Genomic DNA, 21,325 nt, shown 5'->3' on the forward strand with positions numbered 1-21,325 from the left:
AAACTTAGCAGTAATTTCAGCCTGGCAACTGCTGTTTTTGCCCCCATTAATTGCACAAAAAGCCCGGTCATCTTAGAGCCGAAAAGTAGCGGGATTTGCGACATAGATTCAGCACCTCCGACCAAAGCGACCTCAATTTCACCGGCAAAAATTTTATTGGCTGCGGTTGTGATAGCCTCCATGCCCGAGGCGCAATTACGGTTAACCGTATGAGCGATTGTTTCCGGGCCAAACCCACCCTGCAGGGCAATAACCCGGGCAATATTTGCTGCATGCCCCGGCTGCGCGACATTGCCCATAATCACCTCATCAATTTCGCTGTAATTCAGGGATGAACGCGCCATTAGCTCGCGCACAATCACCGCGCCGAGTTGATCAGCCTGCATCTCCTTAAAGGCTGTTCCTGCTTTACAAAAAGGGCTACGATACCCTTCAATTATCGCCAATCGCTCTTTCATATCTTCTCCTCTTTAAGCAAACTTTCTGTCGCTTCCGTGTCAGCCCCATACATAGATTCAATAAGATCCACATGAAACTCACTTACTTTGTCTCGACAAAGCTTCATGGTTGGAGTCAACAGACCGGATTCAATGCTGGGCTCCTCAGTTATAAACCTGAAATTCCTAATCTTCTCCCACTCATTAAGAGGTTCGTTGATCAGATCGATATGTTTTTGCAGTAATTTCATAATGCTGTAATTAGCATCCTGCGGACTTGCGCAGCCAGCTGAGTTTTGGAAGCTGGTTAAATATCGTTGTAGAGCCTCTCTGTCAGCAAAAAGCAGCACACTCACAAATGATTTTCCATCAGCAATCACCATCGCAGCATCAATCAGCGGGTGTTTAATCAAGCCCTGTTCTATCATAATTGGGCATACAAATTTTCCTGTTGATGTTTTAAACATCTCGGTCAAACGGCCTGTTATTATTAAATTTCCTTGACTGTCAAACCTGCCCCGATCCCCCGTACAGAACCAGCCCTCTTCATCAAAACGCTGCGCCGACATTTCGGCAAGTTTATGATAGCCCTTCATTATATTGGGCCCCTTACAACGGATCTCACTTTCGGGTCCTCTGATTTCAACCTGCACGCCGGGAAAAGCAGGGCCAACGGTACCGGGTACGTTGTGCCCCGGATAGTTAGCCGTTAGCACTGGCGATGTTTCCGTCAGTCCATAGCCCTGATAAACCGGAATACCAGCATTAATAAAAAAACGACAAAGTTTCTGCTCAAGGGCGGCACCTCCTACAATCACAGTGCTTAATTCCCCTCCCAGCCCCGCACGGATCTTTTTAAAAAACAGCGAATCAGCTATCAGCTTACTCAGGCCATGAGGATTCTCCTCAAAGCCGACCCGGCAGCCCCATTCACCGACCATTTTTATCAGGACGTTGGAGTTAGCAATCTTCTCCTGCAGTTTTGCAAATAGTTTCTCCAAAATACGTGGCACCATAGTCATCACCGTAGGCTGCACTTCGGGAAGATACTCCTTTAACTTTTGTATATCATCGGCAAAATAGATAGGAATCCCCTGACAAAAATAGGCGTACACTACGGTTCGTTCAAAACAATGTGCAAGCGGCAGTGCACTTAGGGCGCGATCCTTGCTGTGATCAAGCGGGTAACGCTGTATCGCAGCGCCAATTTGACTGCACAGGTTGCGATGGGTAAGCACAACGCCTTTAGGATCGCCCGTGCTCCCCGAAGTATAGATAAGAGTGGCGATATCATCAGCTTTCAGCTGAGCACGCAGGTGACTATATAATTGCGGATCAGCAAGAGATAGTTGATCTCCTTTTTTAAGCACTTCGTTAAAGGTAATGCTGCCACTTTTTTGTTTATGTGCCACATCGCGCAGAATCACCGCCTTTAATTGCGAGCAGCCCTCTTTGGCAAACGCCCATAACTCAGGGGAGTCAACGTAAGCAAAGCGGCTATCGGAGTCTTTGAGTTGGTACAATAGATTTTTTTTACTAATTTTGGGGAAAACGGCAGTACTTCGCCCCCCCGCAAGCATAATCGCCAAATCAACCATCAACCACCAGGGACTTGAAGGCGCAATAACCGCCACCACATCACCACGCTTTAAACCAAGCGCTCGAAGCCCAAGGGCAAAGCGGCGAATGGTCTCTAAAAAATGCTCTGATGAGAGCGGCTCAAATCCGTCCGCCCTTCGATAGAAAAAAGCGCCACTGCTGCGAAAGGTCGTAAAACATTGCTGTACAAGCTCCGGCAAAGTTGAGTCTTCTTTGACCATAAAAATACTCTCCCTAAGTTTTACTGCATCTATCCAAACTACTTGAAAATGCCTATTTAAGAGTTCTGCTTTGTTGTGAGATTCGAGCGATGCTGAATCTGTATTTGTAAGTGGTTTGGCTATAAGTATAGGGCTGCTTTGTAATTGGGCAAACATAAGACAAAGTAATTTTACTGCTAATAACTCTAGGATTTCATAAGGTTTTTTATCGGAATATTAAAGCGTTTTTGATTATATTGAGTTATCAGAAGGGTTGAACACTGCTTTAATAAAATTAATGGATTACGCTCTGCTTATCCGATTTAAAATAGTTAGCTTATACAGTGGCACATTTTTTCATTATATTTTTTACTAGCCGATAAAAGCACTAACCTTGATGGGCTAAAAACTCCATAATATCATCCATATTTAAATCGAAATCATCCGCTCTAACGCACTTTACAATCATCTCATCTGTGATTGATGCCAAATCGATATCTTTTGCAGCTTCAAAATGTTTTGGTTGCAAACAATAAAATGGTTTTACCCTAGGTCGAATAGGATCTTGCCTATTGTGGCTTTCAACAATGGCCAATCTATTTGAGTCAAGTTGCACCACTGCGCCTACTGGATAAACTCCCATACATTTAATAAATGTATCAACCAAATTTGCATCCAATTGATTGCTTTTAGCTAAGGCACGTAAAATGCTGAATCCTTTAACTTGAGGGTAGCCTTCTTTATAACAACGGCTCGATGTAAGAGCGTCAAAAATGTCACAGATCGATATCATTCGACCATATTTTGATATTTTATCTGCCTTAACACCATTAGGATAACCTTCGCCATTCAGTTTTTCATGGTGTAATCTAGCCACCTCTAAACTCAATGCACTGATCCCCGGTGCCGTTTTAATAATATTAATAGAGTGAGTCGCATGTTCCTTCATTATTTCAAATTCATCATCCGTTAACTTTCCTGGCTTATTAAGAATTTTATCAGGGGTTTTGATCTTACCAACATCATGTAAAAAAGCGCCAATCGCTAGCTTTCTAACGATCTCTTTTTCTAACTTCAGATAAAAAGCAAAAATGGTGATCAACACAGATACCGCAACGGAATGTTCTAATAAGTACTCATCTTTATGGCGAATATTAATCACACATGCAAGTGCATCAGGGTTATTGAAAATAAGATCGATAGACTCATCGGTGATCTTACTGACTGGATTCAGATCTAATGGATTGCCATTTTGAGCATCATAAAACAATTTTTTTTGAATCGTTTTTGATTCATCAAAAACTCGTTTTGCTTTAATAATCTCTTGCTGAAAAAAAATTTTATCTTTCTCTGAGGACCACAAACTGCTATCTGCTAACTCTCTTTGTTTAGTGGTATCAATAAGAACACGTTCTATTCCTTTTCTTTGAAATTCCTTAATGATCTTTTCACTCTCGATCCAACCTGCCTTGGTAAGATTAAACTTGTCTTTTGGAGCAGTAATCTCCAATATATACATACCCACGCAAACTTCTGAGATACTCTGTTCAACAATCATAAATTGAACCCCATTTTCCAAAACAGATCAGCGGATTTTCGCCACGAAAACATAACCACAACATTTATCGCTATTAATTCTGACGATTCTTATCATTGCCTAAATTTAAATTTCTTTCTTTATCAAGTTTTGATTTTTACCCTCATTAATATAGACGCTTATTTCAGGCTGCGCTTAAAGGAGGTGAGAAAAAAACTAAACCTAATCAGTTAATACTCTAAAGCCATTAACACTATTTACATTACAGTTATCAAAAGAGCGCTCTTATATTAGAGCTAATAAGGTTTACAGAAAATTTGTGACCACGAATGTATATTCACCAGTAAAAAATTATACATCCCATACAATGCGGATGTTTGCAGACTACAATAAACAGTATGAAATACCACATTGATTAAATTCTTTCCCAGAAATATAAGAAACAATAAAATATAAAGATAAAAGAGGTACCTTGATGGAACTCGATCGCCTGCAAATGCAAATCTTAAGTGTTGGCTTGATACTCCTTTCTGCATTTATCTGTGGACGTATTTCAAGAAAATTAAACCTAGGTGAAGTTGTAGGACAAATTGTGGGTGGTCTCCTTGTTGGCCCAAGCTTTATTAGTTTGTTATTTCAAGGCTTAAGCTCTATAGACTGGATTGGCGAAAGTTCATTTTATAAACCAGTTCTTAATCTTTATGATCAAAAGTTTTTTTTATATAGAGAAGTTGTCGAGAATTTCCATTTTTTTGTATTTCTCTTCCTCGGACTTATAGCTTTTTCACTTGGTGAGGAGCTTGATGTAAAGCACCTTAAAGAAGTTGGTGTAAAAGCCACTATTATTTGTTTTTCCCAGGCCATGCTGACGTGGGTACTTTTAACACTCGCTTTCTGGTTGATTTTTGATGTAAAAATAATAATAGCGTTACTTATCGGATCCATAGGAATGGCTACAGCACCGGCAATGACCTTCATTATTATGAACAAGCTCGGAATTGGAGGGAAGTTAAGAAGCCTTCTGGCAAATATAGTAGTGCTTGACGATATCATTGAGGTTGTATTTTTCTCAATTTTCCTTGGTATTGCAGTAACCATCAAACATGAACAAGAATTTTCTGCGGGATTTATTGCCTTTAAAGTGCTTGGGGAATTTTTTCTGGCTTTTCTCCTGGGATTTTTAATCTTTCTCATTTTGAAAATTTTTGTTAGATCAAGATCAATTACAAGCAATCACCATATTGCTGATTCAAAACTCTTTTTTCCTACTATTTTGAATGAACGCCCATCACCAAGTATAGAAATACTACTGATTTTAATTAGTGTTATTGCAATAGGGATATCTATTGCAATTAGCCTCGATCTTCCGTTTCTTATCACCGCTGTTTTTGGCGGCTTTTTAATTTCTAATTTTCATTCACACACAATATTTGAATCATTAAGAATTAGAAATGTAATGCCAATCTTTAATATATTCTTTTTTGCAATTATTGGTGCAAGTGTAAAGCTTGAAACCTTTTCCACTGATTCCATGCTTTTTATTGGTGTTTATATTGCAATGAGGTTGACAGGAAAACTCCTTGGAAGTTGGGGTGCCTGTAAGGGAACTGGACTGGAGGCTAACATTACAGGCGTGCTTCCAAAGCTAATGCTCCCTCAGGCCGGGATGGCAGCAGTAGAGACCATGTATGTTGTAACCATGCTGAGAGGCCCTGACGGACTTATAGTCTTCAATACTATAGTTCCTGCTATTGTGATCTTTGAGCTTTTGGGAGCCATACTTGCTGAAACTTCACTTAAGAAGTGGAAGGAAAAAGGCTTTAATAATTCAAAGTAGGCTTATCCTTAATATAATAAATTAAAAGAAGGTTCAATAAATCGTAAGAGTTTGTAATTATGGCTACAAAACCCTTCAATGATATTTTCACTTTCGATCCAGCCTTCCTTAACAAGATGAAACTTACCTTTTGATGAGGTAATATCCAATATATACATGCCAACGCAAACTTCAGAGATACTCTGTTCAACAATCATAAATTGAACCTCCATTTTCCAAAAAATGCCTGCGGGCTGTAGCCTCCATTATTCTATTGGCCAATTATCTCAGCTGTTTTCTGATCGACTCATGCTTTTTTATCTTCAATTATTATGATCTTTCTCGATAAAATGCCTTTCCAGGAAGCGATCACATAAGCCTGCGACATTTTCTTGTGGCGATAAGGCAAAGTTGATAAATGCCTGGGCGATAGGAGATAAATGTTTGCTCTCATGGTGTACCAGGTACCAGCTCCTTACCAGGGGAAAATCCTCAATATCCAGTTCTACAAGACTGTTTGTGGCAAGTTCCAGTGTGACGCTGTGACGAGAAAGTGCAGATATTCCTAAATCCGCCATCACTGCCTGTTTGATCGTCTCACTACTGCCTAAGATCATATTGGGTTGTATGGTTAACTCATTCGCTTGAAAAAAATCTTCTAACGCCTTGCGTGTACCTGAGCCCTTTTCCCTGAAAATAAACGCATGTTCAGATAATTCGTTTAGCTTAATATTTTTTTTACCTGCTAACGGATGGTTTGGGCTGGCAACAGCAACAATCGGATTATCAACAAACGGATGGCATGTTAACGACATGGATTCTGGCACTAAGCCCATAATAACCAGATCATCTTTATTCTCCTGCAATCGTTGAATAATTTGTTCTCTGTTAACAATATCCAGATGCAGATTAACTTTCGGATAACGTTTATGAAAAGCACCTAATAAATGTGGCGTAAAATATTTTGCACTGGTTACGGCTGCCAAGTGGAACTCACCTTCCAGATGCCCCTTTAAAGCACTTAACGTCATATCCATACTGTCGAAACGTTCGAACAGTTCATCACAAAAGTTATTTAATTCCAGCCCTGCGGGTGTCAAAAACAGCCTTTTGCCTATTTTTTCAAATAAAGGTAAATCGAGGTTATTTTCCAATTGTTTAAGCTGAATACTAACTGCCGGCTGAGTAAGCCCCAGCTCGTTGCCAGCCTTTGTGTAACTCATTGCTAAGGCAACTTGCCGAAAAACTTTTAATTGATGTAATGTCGCGCGCATAATGCATAACCATAAATAAATACTTATGATATTGATAATATATATTAATTTTTATTAATACAATAAATCGATTAGCATGCTCTTCAAGCATAACAACTAGTCGGCAGTATAGATTGATTCTAGCCGAGTTATAGAGGAAGAATATTATGTCCGCAACAGACAAGTTAATAGCCGGGTATCAGCGTTTTCGTGATGGTTATTATCAACAAAATAAAGCGCAATTATTAAAACTGGCGCAACTAGGACAGTTTCCCAAAATAGCGCTAGTTTGCTGCTCTGACTCTCGCGTTGATCCGACCATTATCTTAGATTGTGAACCTGGGGATCTTTTTGTTATTCGTAATGTCGCCAACTTAGTACCGCCTCGTGAAAGCTGTGATAGTTTTCATGGCACCAGTGCCGCGCTGGAATTTGCAGTTAACAGTTTACAAGTCGAAAGTATTATTGTTCTCGGGCATACCCAATGCGGCGGCATTAAAGCTTTGATGGATACCGAGCCGACTTCAATACCGGAAACATTTATCTCGAAATGGATGAAGCAACTGGAAAATGTTCGCAACGAGATATTAGAGGATCAGAATTGTACGGCTCCAGAGCAACGCTATCACGCCTGTGAACAAAAAGGGATTGCGCACTCTTTGCACAACTTGATGACATTTTCATGTATCGCAGAGCGAGTCGCAGCTGGTAAATTGAAATTACATGGCTGGTGCTACGACTTAAATAGTGCCGAGCTTTTTGCGATGCACAATGATACTGGTGAGTTTCAAAAAATCAGTTAAAAATAGAAGATAAGCGCTGATTTTTAAAATTGTAAAAAGGAAAAAACGAATATTTTTTCCTTTTTACGCTTTCTCATCTTGATGATAAATTACAACATCGCAGCCACTTCATCAGAAATTTCACCGTTATGGTAAACCTCCTGTACATCATCATCATCCTCTAACGCATCAATTAAACGTAGCAGTTGCGGTGCTGTTTTCTTATCTAATTCAGCTTTAGTTGAAGGTACCATAGTTACTTCGGCATTCTCTGCAATAAAACCCGCTGCATCTAAAGCATCTTTTACCGCGCCAAAATCATTAGGAGCAGTAAATACATCAATCGAACCATCTTCATACGCAACAACATCTTCTGCGCCAGCTTCTAAAGCCGGATCCATAATGGAATCTTCATCTGTACCTGCTGAGTAAGAGATAACGCCTTTTTTATCAAACAGATAAGAAACACTACCGTCAGTACCTAAATTACCATTACCGCGAGAAAAGGCATGACGCACGCTGGCAACCGTGCGGTTTTTATTATCCGTCATGGTTTCAACTAATACAGCAGTACCACCTGGGCCATAGCCTTCATAGATAATAGTTTCTAAAACAACATCATCTAACTCACCAGCGCCACGTTTAACTGCTCGTTCAATGGTATCGCGGGTCATATTGTTAGAAAGAGATTTATCAATAGCAGCGCGCAAACGGGGATTTGCATCGGGATCAGAGCCGCCTTCACGGGCTGCAACCGTTAACTCTCGAATAAACTTAGTAAAAATCTTTGCCCGTTTTGAGTCTTGTGCCGCTTTACGGTGTTTGATATTTGCGAATTTACTGTGACCTGCCATCTCAATATCCTTACATTTACAATGATAAAAACAGAAAAAAGGGGCGCCGGCTAATGCCAACGCCCCTTGTCGATAGGTTTTTTGCGTTAAAAAGTTAACAACTACTGTTGTTCTTTTTTCTCTTCTTTAACAACAGCAACATTTAACTCAGCTAATGCAGCTGGATTTGCAAAACCAGGTGCATTTGTTAATGGACAAGCAGCCGATGCTGTTTTCGGGAAGGCAATGACTTCACGAATTGAGCTTGTGCCGGTCATTAACATAATTAAACGGTCTAAACCAAATGCCAGTCCTGCATGCGGTGGAGCACCAAATTTAAGTGCTTCCAGTAAGAAACCGAATTTATCTTCAGCTTCTTCATCGCTGATATTTAGGATGCGGAAAATTGCTGCCTGCATATCCTGTTTATGAATACGCACACTACCACCACCTAACTCACAACCGTTTAATACCATATCGTATGCATTAGAGATAGCGCCAACTGGGTTTGCTTCCAGCTCGGAAGCTGTTAGGTCGATTGGTGCTGTAAATGGATGGTGAAGCGGTGTTAATGCACCATCTTCAAGTGGTTCAAACATTGGGAAATCAATTACCCAAAGTGGTTTCCACTGATCTTTAATCAGGCCAAGATCTTCTGCAACTTTCAGACGTAGTGCGCCAATTGCTTCCGCAACAATATTGGCTTTATCAGCACCAAAGAGAATAATATCGCCATCTTGTGCATTGCTGCGCGACAATAGCTCAGTTACGATCTCTTCGCTTAAGAATTTAGCGATTGGCGATTGCACACCGTCAAGACCTTTAGCAACTTCATTCACTTTCATCCATGCCAGACCTTTAGCACCGTAGATAGTGACGTATTTACCGTACTCATCGATATTTTTACGGGAAAGTTTTGCGCCGCCAGGAACACAGATAACTGCAACACGGCTATCCGCATCATTAGCAGGACCGGAGAAAACTTTAAATTCAACATCTTTAACTAAATCAGCAACATCAACTAATTCAAAATCGATACGCAGATCAGGTTTATCACTACCAAAACGAGTCATCGCATCAGCGTAGGTCATTTTCGGGAATGTGCCTAAATCAACATCAAGCATCTCTTTGAAAAGATTAACAATCATCTCTTCAGTAATATCCATTACCTGTTCACCAGACATAAACGAAGTTTCGATATCGATTTGTGTAAATTCAGGTTGACGATCCGCACGTAAATCTTCATCACGGAAACATTTTACAATTTGGTAGTAACGATCCATACCCGACATCATTAATAACTGTTTAAACAGTTGTGGCGATTGCGGCAATGCAAAGAACTGACCTTTGTTAGTACGGCTTGGCACTAAATAATCACGCGCACCTTCCGGTGTTGCTTTAGTCAGGATTGGCGTTTCAACATCCAAGAAACCGTTCTCATCCAAGAAACGGCGTACAAAGCTGCTTACTTTTGCACGGAACTGCATACGTTGCGCCATTTCAGGACGACGTAAATCCAGGTAACGGTAACGTAAACGTTGCTCTTCAGAGTTTTTCTGGTTGCTATCCAGCGGCAGCGGCTCTGAGCGGTTTAAAATTTCCAATTCAAGACCTAGGATTTCAACGCCACCCGTTGTCATATCTTTGTTTACTTGGCCTTCAGGACGCGGACGAACTTGGCCTTTAATTTTGATACAGAATTCGTTACGAATTGATGTCGCAAGTGCAGCTGCTTCCGGCGTATCCGCATCAAAGAATACTTGTACGATACCCGCACGATCACGCATATCTAAAAAGATCACACCACCTAAATCACGGTGTTTGTTTACCCAACCTACCAACTCAATTTCCTGACCAATTACAGCTTCGGTCACTTCTCCACAATACATTGTGCGCATCATCGATTCCTGTTTTAAATACGAGATAAAATAATTGTCGCCATTATAAAAGAAAACAGGTGTTTGTGACACGGCTAAATAAAAAAATGACCATCAGGGCTAATTTGAGTAAAATACGCCCCTCAAAAATGCTAAGACGTAAACCAGTAGGCAACTCACATGAGTAAAACAGACAATATCTATAGTAAACCGCTTGAGCAAGTAGGTGGATTTAGCTTCGACGAACAGGTTGTGCAAGTGTTCCCGGACATGATCAAACGTTCGGTACCCGGTTATGAAAAAATCATTCATACCATAGCCATGATCACTGAGCGGTGCGCAGTAGAAAACAGCAACCTCTATGACCTTGGTTGTTCATTAGGTGCAGCAACCCTGTCGATGCGCCGTGGTCTGAATAACAAAAATGGCTGCCAAATTATTGCCGTGGATAACTCTCAGGCGATGGTTGAGCGTTGTCAGCAATATATTCACGCTTATAAATCTGATACACCCGTTTCTGTGCTTTGTGATGATATTTGTAATATCAAAATTGAAAATGCCTCTGTGGTTGTATTGAATTTCACCCTGCAGTTTTTAACACCCGAAAAACGTTTAAGCCTTTTAACTAATATTTATAACGGCTTATTACCCGGCGGGGTTTTAGTGTTATCTGAAAAGTTTGTCTTTGAAGATCCTGTCAGCCACCAGCTGTTAATCGACCTGCATTTAGATTTTAAACGCAGTCACGGTTACAGCGAACTGGAGATCAGCCAAAAACGTTCTTCACTGGAAAATGTACTAATTGCCGATACCGTTGAACAACACTACCAGCGTTTACAGCAGGCGGGATTTACCCATAACAACCTCTGGTATCAGTGTTTTAATTTTGGCTCGATAATCAGTATCAAATAAACAATAGCAAGGTTCACATGATCGACTTTACAAACTTTTACAGCATAATCGCTAAAAACCGTTTAAGCCATTGGTTGCGCACGCTACCAACACAACTGCATGAATGGGAAAGCACCCATGTACATGGCAAGCTTGCCAGTTGGATCCGTGTTTTAAATAAATTCCCGGAAATTAAAACCGACAATATCGAGCTGAAAGATGGTGTTGAAATTGGCCGTGCAGATGAGCTTTCCCTTGGTGAAACAAAAAAACTGGAAAACCTGCTGCAAAAATTCCACCCATGGCGCAAAGGCCCTTTTCATATTCATGGTGTACATATCGATACAGAATGGCGCAGTGACTGGAAATGGGATCGTGTTTTGCCGCATATCAGCCCGCTTAAATACCGTTATGTATTAGATGTCGGTTGCGGCAGTGGTTATCATATGTGGCGTATGCGTGGTGAAGGCGCGCAGTTTGTTGTCGGTATCGATCCAAGTGATCTGTTTTTATGTCAGTTTGAAGCGGTGCGCCACTTTGCCAATAAAGATCCAAACATCCACCTGTTACCATTAGGTATTCAGGAGCTGCCAAAGCTAGAAGCATTTGATACAGTATTTTCAATGGGGGTGTTATATCACCGCAAATCACCTATGGATCATATCACCCAACTGCAAGATCAATTAGTTGAAGGTGGTGAATTGGTGCTGGAAACCTTAGTGATTGAAGGTGACGAAAACGCGGTATTAGTGCCGCAAGACAGATATGCAAAAATGCGTAATATCTGGTTCCTGCCAAGTGCACAAGCCCTTAAACTGTGGGTTGAAAAATGTGGTTTTGAAGATGTGCGTATTGCCGATATTAACGATACTTTAACTGGCGAGCAGCGCAGTACCGCCTGGATGACTAATGAATCGTTAGAAGATTATTTAGATCCTATTGATCCTACAAAAACCGTTGAAGGTCATCCGGCACCAAAACGCGCTCTATTGATTGCTAAAAAAGCAGTTAAACCACTGAGTTAATCAGCCCGCAGATAGAACTAAACAACAAAAAAGCAGTGTCAGTTCCACTGCTTTTCATTTTTCACTATTAAACTGCAATCCGCTATAATTAACATTACCCTCGAAAATACAATTCACGCACAAAAAAGAGCCATAACTTAACCCAATATAATCTGAGTCAGATAGAAATAAGCTCTGAGCATATGTGACTATTTGAATTGCTGTTATGATTAATAACAGCTCTATTTAATTTCAGGTTGCTCAATGGATAAACAAACTTTTTTAAATCGTTTTTTATTTCATAATCAGCAGGTAAATTCAGATTTACGCACTGCTGAGAAGTCACTGTTTGTAAATAATCAAACCTTAAAAAAAGCAGCGGTTTTAATCCCCTTAGTGAAACGTCAAAATGGCTTAAATATCATCTTAACCGAACGCGCTTTGCACCTGCGTCATCACCCCGGACAAGTCAGCTTTCCTGGTGGTAAACAGGAACAAAGTGACAGCAGTCTGCAGCATACCGCGTTACGTGAAACAGAAGAAGAGATTGGCATTGCTCAAAATCAGGTCACTGTTTTTGGAACATTGCCTAAGTTACCAACGGTTAGTGGATTTGTCGTTAGCCCTTACTTAGGTTTTGTCGACAGTAACCATTCAACCTTGATTGATCCGCAAGAGGTAAGAAGTGTATTTGAAGTGCCACTGGAGTTTTTACTCAATAAAAAACATTTTTATTTACAACATTTAGTTGCCAATAAAAAACGTCATTTTACTTATTGCATTCCCTACCAAAACAGGCTGATTTGGGGAGCAACAGCGCAGATGCTTTACAATTTACAAATGCATTTAAATGAGTAAGCATCCTGTAGCCAAACTACTTCAAGATGCTGATTCCCGCCCTTTATCTGCTCTTCACTTCGATAACTTTCAGACTCAGAAGCTGCTTGTGCCAGCTATCGAAGGGGATATCTTCTATCCAGATAGTGCGGCTTGGGCGCTGTTGGCCTTTTCTCAGGTAAGTTTCCGGAAGACGATATTCAGCCTGCCAGACATTAAATAACTCCTTTTTCAGCAGTTTGCCACTATCGTCAAATAGAGAGGCTTCGACCTCCACCACAACAACATTTTTGGATGTACTGCTCTGTAAATCAAAGTTAAGTCCTAAGTTATCGCCATCCCATTCACCTTTTCTGAAGCTCACCTTTATTCCATCGAGTGCAGCGATGGATAACAGGGCTGCCTGTGTTATAGCTGCCGGGGTTAAAGTCTGAACCTGAGGCAGTTTTCCTTCAGGGTTTTGGCTCTGGGGCTGAGTTTCCAGAATGACATATTTCCAGGTGAAGTCATCTTTCAGTACCACTTGGGCACCGTTATCCAGAGTGACTCTGGCAACCTCGCCAGCGAAGACAGGAAATGAAAGCTGCAGTAATAATGCACAAAGAGAGAACGTTCTGATCATGGTGATAAATCCTAATATTTTAGACTGGGTTAAGGTAATAGCGGTTAAAACAAGCCGCCTTTTTTTCTTGTGATGATTCATTTTATCACCAGCAAACAGCTTATAGTAATATCTGCCTGCAAGCTCCTAGGGGCTTTTTTTTGCTTTTAAATGCAGGCAAAAAGCCCATCTAATAATCACTTACTTAATGGATTGCTAAAATCAATGCAGCTCTTTACTCTTTTTTCTTATCACAAGCGCAGCTCGAGAAACCGAAAGGTAAATAAACGGGGCACCAACCAATACCGCCGGTAAACAGCGGGATTAACCCCACAGCGCCCCACCAGCTTTGAAAATATAAACCGGCACCAATAAGCGCTAATCCGACAATAATACGTAAAACACGATCAATACCACCAACATTATTTTTCATAATAAAGGGCCTTTTAAATGACTAGATAATATTTAAACCATAGACCTAACTCTTGGTTTGATACAGAGCGATACGTGAATGAACTCGCTGTAAATAATGTTTAGTTTCATCATATGGTAATTTAGCCATTAACCTTTGGTATACCTGCTCGGGGGACAGTTTATTAATGACTCGTGAAGCCTGTTTAATATTACGGGAACCATTTTGATTAAATACCCTTGCAACATTGCCGGCGCCCGTATTGTAAGACGCAATCGTACAATACAAACGACTGCTATCATTTTTAATCGCTTTCAAATAGCGTTTATCTAAAATATTCAGGTAGGCAGTGCCTGTTTCGACATTGATGGCAGGAATATAGAGGTCATTTTTATCCATCGGTTTATCGATATTTCGCAGCATTCTATTAACATCATGCCCGGCGGTTCTTGGTACAATCTGCATCAGACCATAAGCGGGAACTGCAGATTTAGCACGAGGATCAAACGCCGATTCTGAATGCATAATTGCCATTACAAGTGCGGCAGGAATATCATGAATCTGACTCTCTTTTTCAGCAAACCCGGAGTACTTTGCGGCACGTTTTGCAAGACTGTTTTTAGGCAGACTCACTGTATATAAAACAATTTTTTTATCACTCTCAGCACTCACTTTTGCTTGATCGTAATTTTTACCAGCTTCGTTCAAGCGAGTTTGGCTGGACTTTAATAATTGCTCTTTTTCTTGTGTCGCCAGCAGCTTAGATTCACTTTCCGTTAATTGGCTTTCTGGTAGTTGCGCACGATCCGCTTGTTTATCTATCTCTTGCGCTTGCGCTTGTGTCTGTTTGATTATCACATCTTTTACTTGCTGTTTTTTCTGATCAGAGTATTGCACATCCGCGATCGAAATTTCACCGCCTTCAAGAGAGGCTCTCTGTTCAAATACACGTGCGATATTAGATTTTTCATCTGTCATTAACTGCTGCATTTTCAACTGAACTGTTTTTTCAGCATCAGCTTGCGAAAGGTTTTTATCAACAAGCACAGCTACCGTCACTTGTTCATTTTCATAATCAATAACAGATTTAACATTTTTATCTTCGCTGAATTCTACATTACGCTCTTTTTGTGACAGATCCCCCTCCCCCCATTTATTAACTAATTCACTTTGGAATTGATCAAACTCTTTTAAGTATTGGGTTAGCCAGCTTTTATATTCTCTTTCTTGATCACTTATATACTGCTGAAATTCAGTTTCGAGCAGGGCAGAATCGACAGATTCTTGTTCATAAATAATCATCTCATTATCTAAATCCGCAAAAGGGTCACTGGCATGCAGTGACGTTGCGCTGAGCAGTCCAATACCGAGCAGTAAATAAATATGTTTCATTGTTTTCCCTTTTTTATTAAGGCACTAAACGTTTAATAAGTGGAATTTTTACTAACAACATAGTGCATAGCAGTGAGATAAACATAACGGCAATAGTAATAATGGGGATCGCCAACCAGTTAGAGGCAAACGCACTGTAAAAGCCATTATCTAAATCGCGCACTGGTATCAATAACAGTGGATGTAACAGATAAATACCTAAGCTGTATTTTGAGATAAGCGAAACTAAAACACGTAATCTGCCTTGAATTTTATCGCCATAAGTTTGCGCGCTTACAAATAACATGCCGGCAATAATCACCGTATTAAGGGTTTTGTAACCCATAAAGAAACTACTGTATTTATCTGTTTCAATCGCCAACTGCCATGAGCCGAAAAAGTTCAACAGCAGCATAGAGATGCCCGCAATCAGCCAGTATTTAAGCTGTTTTGAGTTATCACGGTTAAACAGATACCAGCCAAGAATTAAGTAACCTGTATATAAAATAAGATTTTGCTGTAAAAAGCTTTCAACTTTTAGCCACTTCATTAAAAACAACACCATCCAAGTAACAATAAGCAGGTTAATTAATTCGGGGGTGGCTTTTTTTAGCAACGGCATTAAAAAAGGAATAACAAAATACAAAGGAATAAAATCATAAAAAAACCACAAATGATACCAGGCGGGATCGTTGGCTGAATTTTCAATAATTTTAAAGGTTTCGACACTTGACCAACTGCCGGCAACAAACCCACCTGCAAATGCATAGATCAGCGTCCAGCCAACAAACGGAATCGCTACTTTTGACAAGCGTTTCCTAAGGTAATGGTCGCAGTTAAAATCACGTTCGCTAGAGAGTAACAATGCACCACTGATCATCATAAAAACAGGCACAGCCCAACGCGTGACACTGTTAATTCCCGCTGCGGCTAACCAGTCAGAATCGGGGATATCACCATAAAGATGTCGAAATGGTCCTAAAACATGAATTGCTACTACCGCAAATGCAGCCATAAAACGCAGCAAATCGAGGTAAAAAATAGAAGGACGTGCTTGGCTCATAATCTGTTTTCTTTTCAAGGGGATGAATACAAATGATACAAATTAGAGTAATCACTATCTTTGTCAATTACAATTTATCAAAAAGTAAATAGCAAACGTATTAACGCAGATATACTTTTAGATAATAGAAAGCGACTACGCAAACAGCCATTAATAGCATCAAAACTTATCTTTTCCATAATGACGGTCATTACTACAAGCCCTGCTCCTGGAGCTGTTTTTCTTTTTGCTGCTGCATTTTCAACAGTTCATTTTCCAGGTTTTTGGCTTTATCTAAAGCATCCAGCTGCGCCTGCGGAATAATCACTTGTTGTTTTTTTTCAGCTTCACAAGCCGTTAATAACCCGCATAAAAAAATCAACATCAGCACATTTATTTTATTCATCTCTATCTCCATATCTGTTGAGCTAAAAAATTGTGTAAATAGCAATAAAACTTGTTTTGTTTATTGATCCGATTAAGATCAAATAAGATCAAGGCAAACTTATTCCCGATACTGCTTATAAATTAACAGTCGCACAACAAGCATCAAAAAGGTAATAAAATGTTTAATTTTTTTGAAAAGTTAGTGCCAGCACTTAACGATGCAGAGCCCAAACAGCCCCCTAATACCTTAGTCGCTTTTTGCCTTCATTATACCAAAGGTTACGAAATCCCTCTGATTTTAATGACTATTTTAACTGCTGCATTAGCAATTCTTGAAGTATCACTGTTTGGTTTTATGGGGCAGCTTGTTGACTGGTTAATCACTAAAAGCCCTGAAACATTACTTCAGGATGAAGGATTAACGCTACTGGCCATGTCAATTATGGTCCTGGTCATTATTCCGCTATTAACCTTGCTGCATTCATTAATTGTGCACCAGGTTTTATTGGGCAATTACCCAATGTCAATTCGTTGGTTTGCACATCGCTATCTACTTAAACAAAGTGTTTCGTTTTACCAGGATGACTTTGCCGGACGTATTGCGACCAAGGTGATGCAGACCTCTCTAGCCGTTCGAGAGACGGTGATGAAGTTGCTTGATGTGATGGTTTACGTCCTAGTCTATTTTATTTCGATGGTGTTGATGATCGCCAAAGCGGATATTCGTTTAGCGATTCCGATGCTTGTCTGGTTAGTCATTTATATCGCACTGCAATATTACTTTCTGCCTCGCTTAAAAGCGGTTGCAACCGAACAGGCTGATGCACGCTCAACCATGACCGGACGCATTGTTGACAGTTATACCAATATTTCTACCGTTAAACTGTTTGCCCACACAGATTCCGAGACACAATATGCCAAGCAGGGAATGCAGGCTTTCTTAGATACGGTTTACAGGCAGATGCGATTGGCGACAGGCATTAATGTGTCGGTGCAAATATCAAACTACATTTTAGCCTTTGCCATTACTGCATTAGCCATTGCTTTGTGGATGCAAAGCGCAATTAGCGTTGGCGCGATTGCCATTGCGATCAGTTTATCGCTACGTTTAAATGGTATGTCACAGTGGATAATGTGGGAGATAAGCATGCTATTTGAAAATATCGGCACAGTAACAGATGGTATGTCGACACTGGCAAAACCCAATATTATTGAAGATCAAAAAGATGCTGAACCATTAAAAGTTAGCAATGGTGCGCTCGATTTCGATAACGTCAGTTTCCACTATGGTCAAAGTAGAGGTGTAATCGACAATTTAAATTTAAATATCAAAGCGGGTGAAAAAATCGGTTTGGTCGGTCGCTCTGGGGCCGGTAAATCAACCCTGGTCAATCTGTTATTACGTTTTTATGATGTTGAACAGGGGGAAATTGTGATTGACGGACAAAACATTAACAATGTTCAACAGGAGAGCCTGCGCTTACAAATTGGCATGGTGACCCAGGATACCTCTTTATTACATCGCTCTGTTCGTGAAAATATTCTTTATGGACGTCCGGATGCAACTGAAGAGGAGATGATCAAAGCGACTAAACAGGCACAAGCTCACGAGTTTATTTTAGGACTGACCGATAACTCGGGAAATACAGGTTATGATGCGCAAGTGGGTGAACGCGGCGTAAAACTCTCCGGCGGACAACGTCAGCGTATTGCAGTTTCCCGTGTACTGCTTAAAGATGCCCCCATACTTGTTTTAGATGAAGCAACATCGGCCCTTGATTCTGAGGTTGAAGCCGCTATTCAAGAGAGCCTCTATCAATTAATGCAGGGTAAAACGGTTATCGCGATTGCTCACCGTTTATCCACCATTGCCGCGATGGATAGGTTAATTGTGTTAGATAACGGTCAAATTGTTGAGCAAGGCTCTCATCAAGAGTTAATCCAAGGTAAAGGCATTTACGCACAACTTTGGGCACATCAAACAGGTGGTTTCTTAGGGATGGACTGATAAGGGATATCTTTGCAGAACCCGCAAACGGCTTAAAAAATGCCCTGCGCATTTTTTGGGGCCATTAATATTACTTAACCTCAGATCGGAATAATGAAAGCGAAATGCTCTTTAATATTAATATGTTAAATTTTTATATTATACAGTGTTGATAGTTTTGTGTAGTTCAAGGCAAATCAGCGTAGCAATAGCTGGCTATTGGTAGCTGATTTAACGCAGAAATACGCGAAAACAGCTGCACTGTATCGATTTGCTTATCCCGAGTTGAGGTTACTTAGATTCAAAACCGCGAAAGCCTGCGTTATGTATAGATTTTAAGGCATAACTTTCAGAAGAAGATGAACAAAACTTAGTCTTAAGACGCAAAATATCATCAAAGCCGGCAAGAAAAATTTTGTAAAACCCCGCTTCCGGTTTATCAATACGCACTGTCATTTTAAGACCATGCTCTCTCCATACCTCCTGTGCTTCTTCCCACGCATCAAAACATTGTGGCGTCAGGCTTTGAATATCACTAGTATCGAGAATTAAAGCAAAATCTTGGAGGTTTTGCAGTTGAATAAGCGTATTAATTGAGCGGATACATGCTGTTGATACTTCAGGTTTCCACACTCCTTTACCTTTAAAAATAACGATATCGTGATCCTGATCCAGGCTGTAATGTTGATTGTCTTTAATCATAACAAACCTCATTAACAATCTATTATCTTACCTTTAACTTAATGACTTATTGTAGAAAATCGACTGTAGAACCGGCGCCAAAACCATATAAACAAAATGGTTTTAACGGTTTGTTGATATTAAGAAGTATAGATAGGAAGCTCTAAAGGTGCAGATCTGCATAGAAAAATAATTTATAAGTAAGAGAGGACAGTTATTCTCTTTACACTACTGTTTACTGCTTTTATATCGTAAAATAAGCACATTTGTTTCAAGCATCAACAACTAACCATTTAAGGCAAAAAGTGAACAATTCAGTAGCTAACCAACAAATAGCATCATCCCCCTCTTTAATCGCACTCTTTCCACTGTTTTTATTTTTAACACTGTTTATTGGTGCAGGGCTGTATTATCAACAACTTGGTGTTGATTTTGCGTTTTATCAATTGCCGAGCGTAGTCGCCATTTTACCTGCGATTATTTTAGCGTTACTGCTTTCAAAAGAAAAATTAAACCAAGCCATAGAAACCTTTATGGCAGGGATCGGCCATTCCAATATTATCGCGATGTGCTTAATCTATTTATTAGCAGGTGCATTTGCAGCTGTGGCAAAAGCAACAGGAGGCGTTGACGCGACAGTTGCACTTGGTCTTTCACTTATTCCTTCTGATTTACTGCTACCTGGTTTCTTTTTAATTGCCGCGTTTATCGCCACCGCAATGGGTACTTCTATGGGCACCATTGCGGCTGTTGCACCGATTGCATTAGGGGTTTCACAACAAGCCGATATCGATTTGGCATTAATGGCGGGGACGGTTATCTCCGGCGCATTGTTTGGCGATAATTTATCCATTATCTCTGATACTACAATTGCAGCTACACGCACGCAAGGCTGTGAAATGAAAGATAAATTTAAAGAAAATATTATTTTTGCACTGCCCGCTGCGATTATCACTTTGCTAATATTAACCATGATTGGTCAAGGTCATGCTGAGCTTGCAAATCAAGAGGTCGACTTGTTCAAAGTACTGCCATATTTAACCATTTTAATATTAGCCGTTTCAGGTTTAAACGTTTTTGTAGTGTTAACAGTGGGTATCTTATTAGCGGGTTTCACCGGTTTTGTAAGTATGGATTATTCTGTATCACGTTTTGCCAATGATATTTTTGAAGGCTTTAAAAATATGCAGGAGATATTTATTCTGTCGATGTTAGTCGGAGGACTGGCGGCCCTGATGCAACAGCAAGGCGGTCTGGCTTTTCTCTGTTTAAAGATTGAAAAAGTGATCGCTCACTTTGCTAAAAAACAGAATAAACGCATTTCTGAATTAGGTATCGCAACATTGGTTGCATTAACTAATACCTGCGTAGCTAACAATACAGTTGCAATTATTGTTACCGGTAATATTGCTAAAGATCTGGCACAGAAACATCAAATCAGCCCTAAACGTTCAGCAAGTTTATTGGATATTTTTTCTTGTATTATCCAGGGTATTATTCCTTACGGTGCGCAAGCATTATTAGCGGCTTCAATCTTTACTGTCTCACCGTTAGCGGCCGTAACTAATGCTTGGTATTGTTTTGTTTTAGCAATCGTTGCCGTTTTAATTGTTAGTTTTAGAAAAGTAACAAGTTAAATTAGATAGCCAAAGAAATTGAGCAAAAAAACAACACCATAAAGTAAATTACGTGCTTGTCATCACCTTATTTACTTTAACCACTTTTTTAATTACAAAATAACGTCTAAAACGATGTAATAGCACTATAGTAGGTGCGAT

19 protein-coding genes are annotated in these 21,325 nt (G+C 40.1%); 7 read left to right on the top strand and 12 right to left on the bottom strand.

Annotated features, from left to right (window positions below; genetic code table 11):
- From AC4GME_RS03340 to AC4GME_RS03350, 3 genes are all read right to left on the bottom strand, one after another.
- The coding region (locus AC4GME_RS03340) for a thiolase family protein (protein ID WP_490379011.1) at nt 1-458 on the bottom strand (458 nt) is incomplete at its 3' end.
- Nucleotides 455-2,257: an AMP-dependent synthetase/ligase gene (locus tag AC4GME_RS03345; protein WP_490376899.1), complete on the bottom strand. Its 1,803-nt coding sequence runs from the start codon at nt 2,255-2,257 to the stop codon at nt 455-457. The genes AC4GME_RS03340 and AC4GME_RS03345, both read right to left, overlap by 4 nt.
- Nucleotides 2,258-2,624: 367 nt before the next feature.
- Nucleotides 2,625-3,794 (bottom strand): HD-GYP domain-containing protein, encoded by a 1,170-nt coding sequence (locus AC4GME_RS03350; RefSeq protein WP_490376898.1) that lies wholly within the window; start codon nt 3,792-3,794, stop codon nt 2,625-2,627.
- 454 nt (nt 3,795-4,248) lie between these two features.
- Between AC4GME_RS03350 and AC4GME_RS03355 the strand changes: the two genes are divergently transcribed.
- Nucleotides 4,249-5,610 carry a cation:proton antiporter gene (locus tag AC4GME_RS03355; RefSeq protein WP_490379012.1) on the top strand — a complete coding sequence of 454 codons (1,362 nt, stop codon included), beginning with the start codon at nt 4,249-4,251 and terminating at the stop codon, nt 5,608-5,610.
- Between the two features lie 302 nt (nt 5,611-5,912).
- On the opposite strand, the gene AC4GME_RS03360 is transcribed toward AC4GME_RS03355, so the two are convergent.
- A complete protein-coding gene (locus AC4GME_RS03360; protein ID WP_490379013.1) occupies nt 5,913-6,863 on the bottom strand; it encodes a LysR family transcriptional regulator in 951 nt (316 codons plus the stop codon).
- A gap of 146 nt (nt 6,864-7,009) precedes the next feature.
- On the opposite strand from AC4GME_RS03360, the gene AC4GME_RS03365 reads away from it, so the two are divergent.
- Nucleotides 7,010-7,645, top strand: coding sequence for a carbonic anhydrase (locus AC4GME_RS03365; RefSeq protein WP_490375600.1), 636 nt, complete (start codon nt 7,010-7,012; stop codon nt 7,643-7,645).
- An 89-nt stretch (nt 7,646-7,734) separates the two neighbouring features.
- Here the strand turns inward: AC4GME_RS03365 and AC4GME_RS03370 are convergent, their stop codons facing one another.
- Complete coding sequence (locus tag AC4GME_RS03370; RefSeq protein WP_490375599.1) at nt 7,735-8,478, bottom strand: YebC/PmpR family DNA-binding transcriptional regulator; 744 nt, start codon at nt 8,476-8,478, stop codon at nt 7,735-7,737.
- A gap of 101 nt (nt 8,479-8,579) precedes the next feature.
- On the bottom strand, nt 8,580-10,355 hold the full coding sequence (aspS, locus tag AC4GME_RS03375) for an aspartate--tRNA ligase (protein WP_490375598.1): 1,776 nt from the start codon (nt 10,353-10,355) through the stop codon (nt 8,580-8,582).
- 159 nt (nt 10,356-10,514) lie between these two features.
- Here aspS and cmoA point away from each other — a divergent pair, with 159 nt between their 5' ends.
- The 3 genes from cmoA to AC4GME_RS03390 all read left to right on the top strand — a co-directional run bounded on the left by cmoA (nt 10,515) and on the right by AC4GME_RS03390 (nt 13,087).
- Nucleotides 10,515-11,246, top strand: a complete 732-nt coding sequence (gene cmoA, locus AC4GME_RS03380) for a carboxy-S-adenosyl-L-methionine synthase CmoA (RefSeq protein ID WP_490375597.1) — start codon at nt 10,515-10,517, stop codon at nt 11,244-11,246.
- A gap of 17 nt (nt 11,247-11,263) precedes the next feature.
- A complete protein-coding gene (cmoB, locus tag AC4GME_RS03385; RefSeq protein ID WP_490375596.1) occupies nt 11,264-12,250 on the top strand; it encodes a tRNA 5-methoxyuridine(34)/uridine 5-oxyacetic acid(34) synthase CmoB in 987 nt (328 codons plus the stop codon).
- A gap of 243 nt (nt 12,251-12,493) precedes the next feature.
- Entirely contained in the window at nt 12,494-13,087 is a 594-nt protein-coding gene (locus tag AC4GME_RS03390) for a CoA pyrophosphatase (RefSeq protein WP_490375595.1), read from the top strand.
- A 43-nt stretch (nt 13,088-13,130) separates the two neighbouring features.
- On the opposite strand, the gene AC4GME_RS03395 is transcribed toward AC4GME_RS03390, so the two are convergent.
- From AC4GME_RS03395 to AC4GME_RS03415, 5 genes are all read right to left on the bottom strand, one after another.
- Nucleotides 13,131-13,688, bottom strand: coding sequence for a DUF3157 family protein (locus tag AC4GME_RS03395; protein WP_490375602.1), 558 nt, complete (start codon nt 13,686-13,688; stop codon nt 13,131-13,133).
- A 214-nt stretch (nt 13,689-13,902) separates the two neighbouring features.
- Entirely contained in the window at nt 13,903-14,100 is a 198-nt protein-coding gene (locus tag AC4GME_RS03400) for a YgaP family membrane protein (protein ID WP_490375594.1), read from the bottom strand.
- Nucleotides 14,101-14,145: 45 nt separating this feature from the next.
- A complete protein-coding gene (locus tag AC4GME_RS03405) occupies nt 14,146-15,471 on the bottom strand; it encodes a transglycosylase SLT domain-containing protein (protein ID WP_490375593.1) in 1,326 nt (441 codons plus the stop codon).
- Nucleotides 15,472-15,487: 16 nt separating this feature from the next.
- Nucleotides 15,488-16,513 (bottom strand): acyltransferase, encoded by a 1,026-nt coding sequence (locus AC4GME_RS03410; protein ID WP_490375592.1) that lies wholly within the window; start codon nt 16,511-16,513, stop codon nt 15,488-15,490.
- Nucleotides 16,514-16,706: 193 nt separating this feature from the next.
- Nucleotides 16,707-16,898: a hypothetical protein gene (locus AC4GME_RS03415; protein ID WP_490375591.1), complete on the bottom strand. Its 192-nt coding sequence runs from the start codon at nt 16,896-16,898 to the stop codon at nt 16,707-16,709.
- A gap of 159 nt (nt 16,899-17,057) precedes the next feature.
- Here AC4GME_RS03415 and AC4GME_RS03420 point away from each other — a divergent pair, with 159 nt between their 5' ends.
- Nucleotides 17,058-18,887, top strand: a complete 1,830-nt coding sequence (locus tag AC4GME_RS03420) for an ABC transporter ATP-binding protein (protein WP_490375590.1) — start codon at nt 17,058-17,060, stop codon at nt 18,885-18,887.
- 270 nt (nt 18,888-19,157) lie between these two features.
- On the opposite strand, the gene AC4GME_RS03425 is transcribed toward AC4GME_RS03420, so the two are convergent.
- Entirely contained in the window at nt 19,158-19,568 is a 411-nt protein-coding gene (locus tag AC4GME_RS03425) for a hypothetical protein (protein WP_490375589.1), read from the bottom strand.
- A gap of 284 nt (nt 19,569-19,852) precedes the next feature.
- On the opposite strand from AC4GME_RS03425, the gene AC4GME_RS03430 reads away from it, so the two are divergent.
- Nucleotides 19,853-21,184: a Na+/H+ antiporter NhaC family protein gene (locus AC4GME_RS03430; protein WP_490375588.1), complete on the top strand. Its 1,332-nt coding sequence runs from the start codon at nt 19,853-19,855 to the stop codon at nt 21,182-21,184.
- Nucleotides 21,185-21,325 lie beyond the last annotated feature (141 nt).

The organism is Psychromonas sp., from assembly GCF_983033635.1.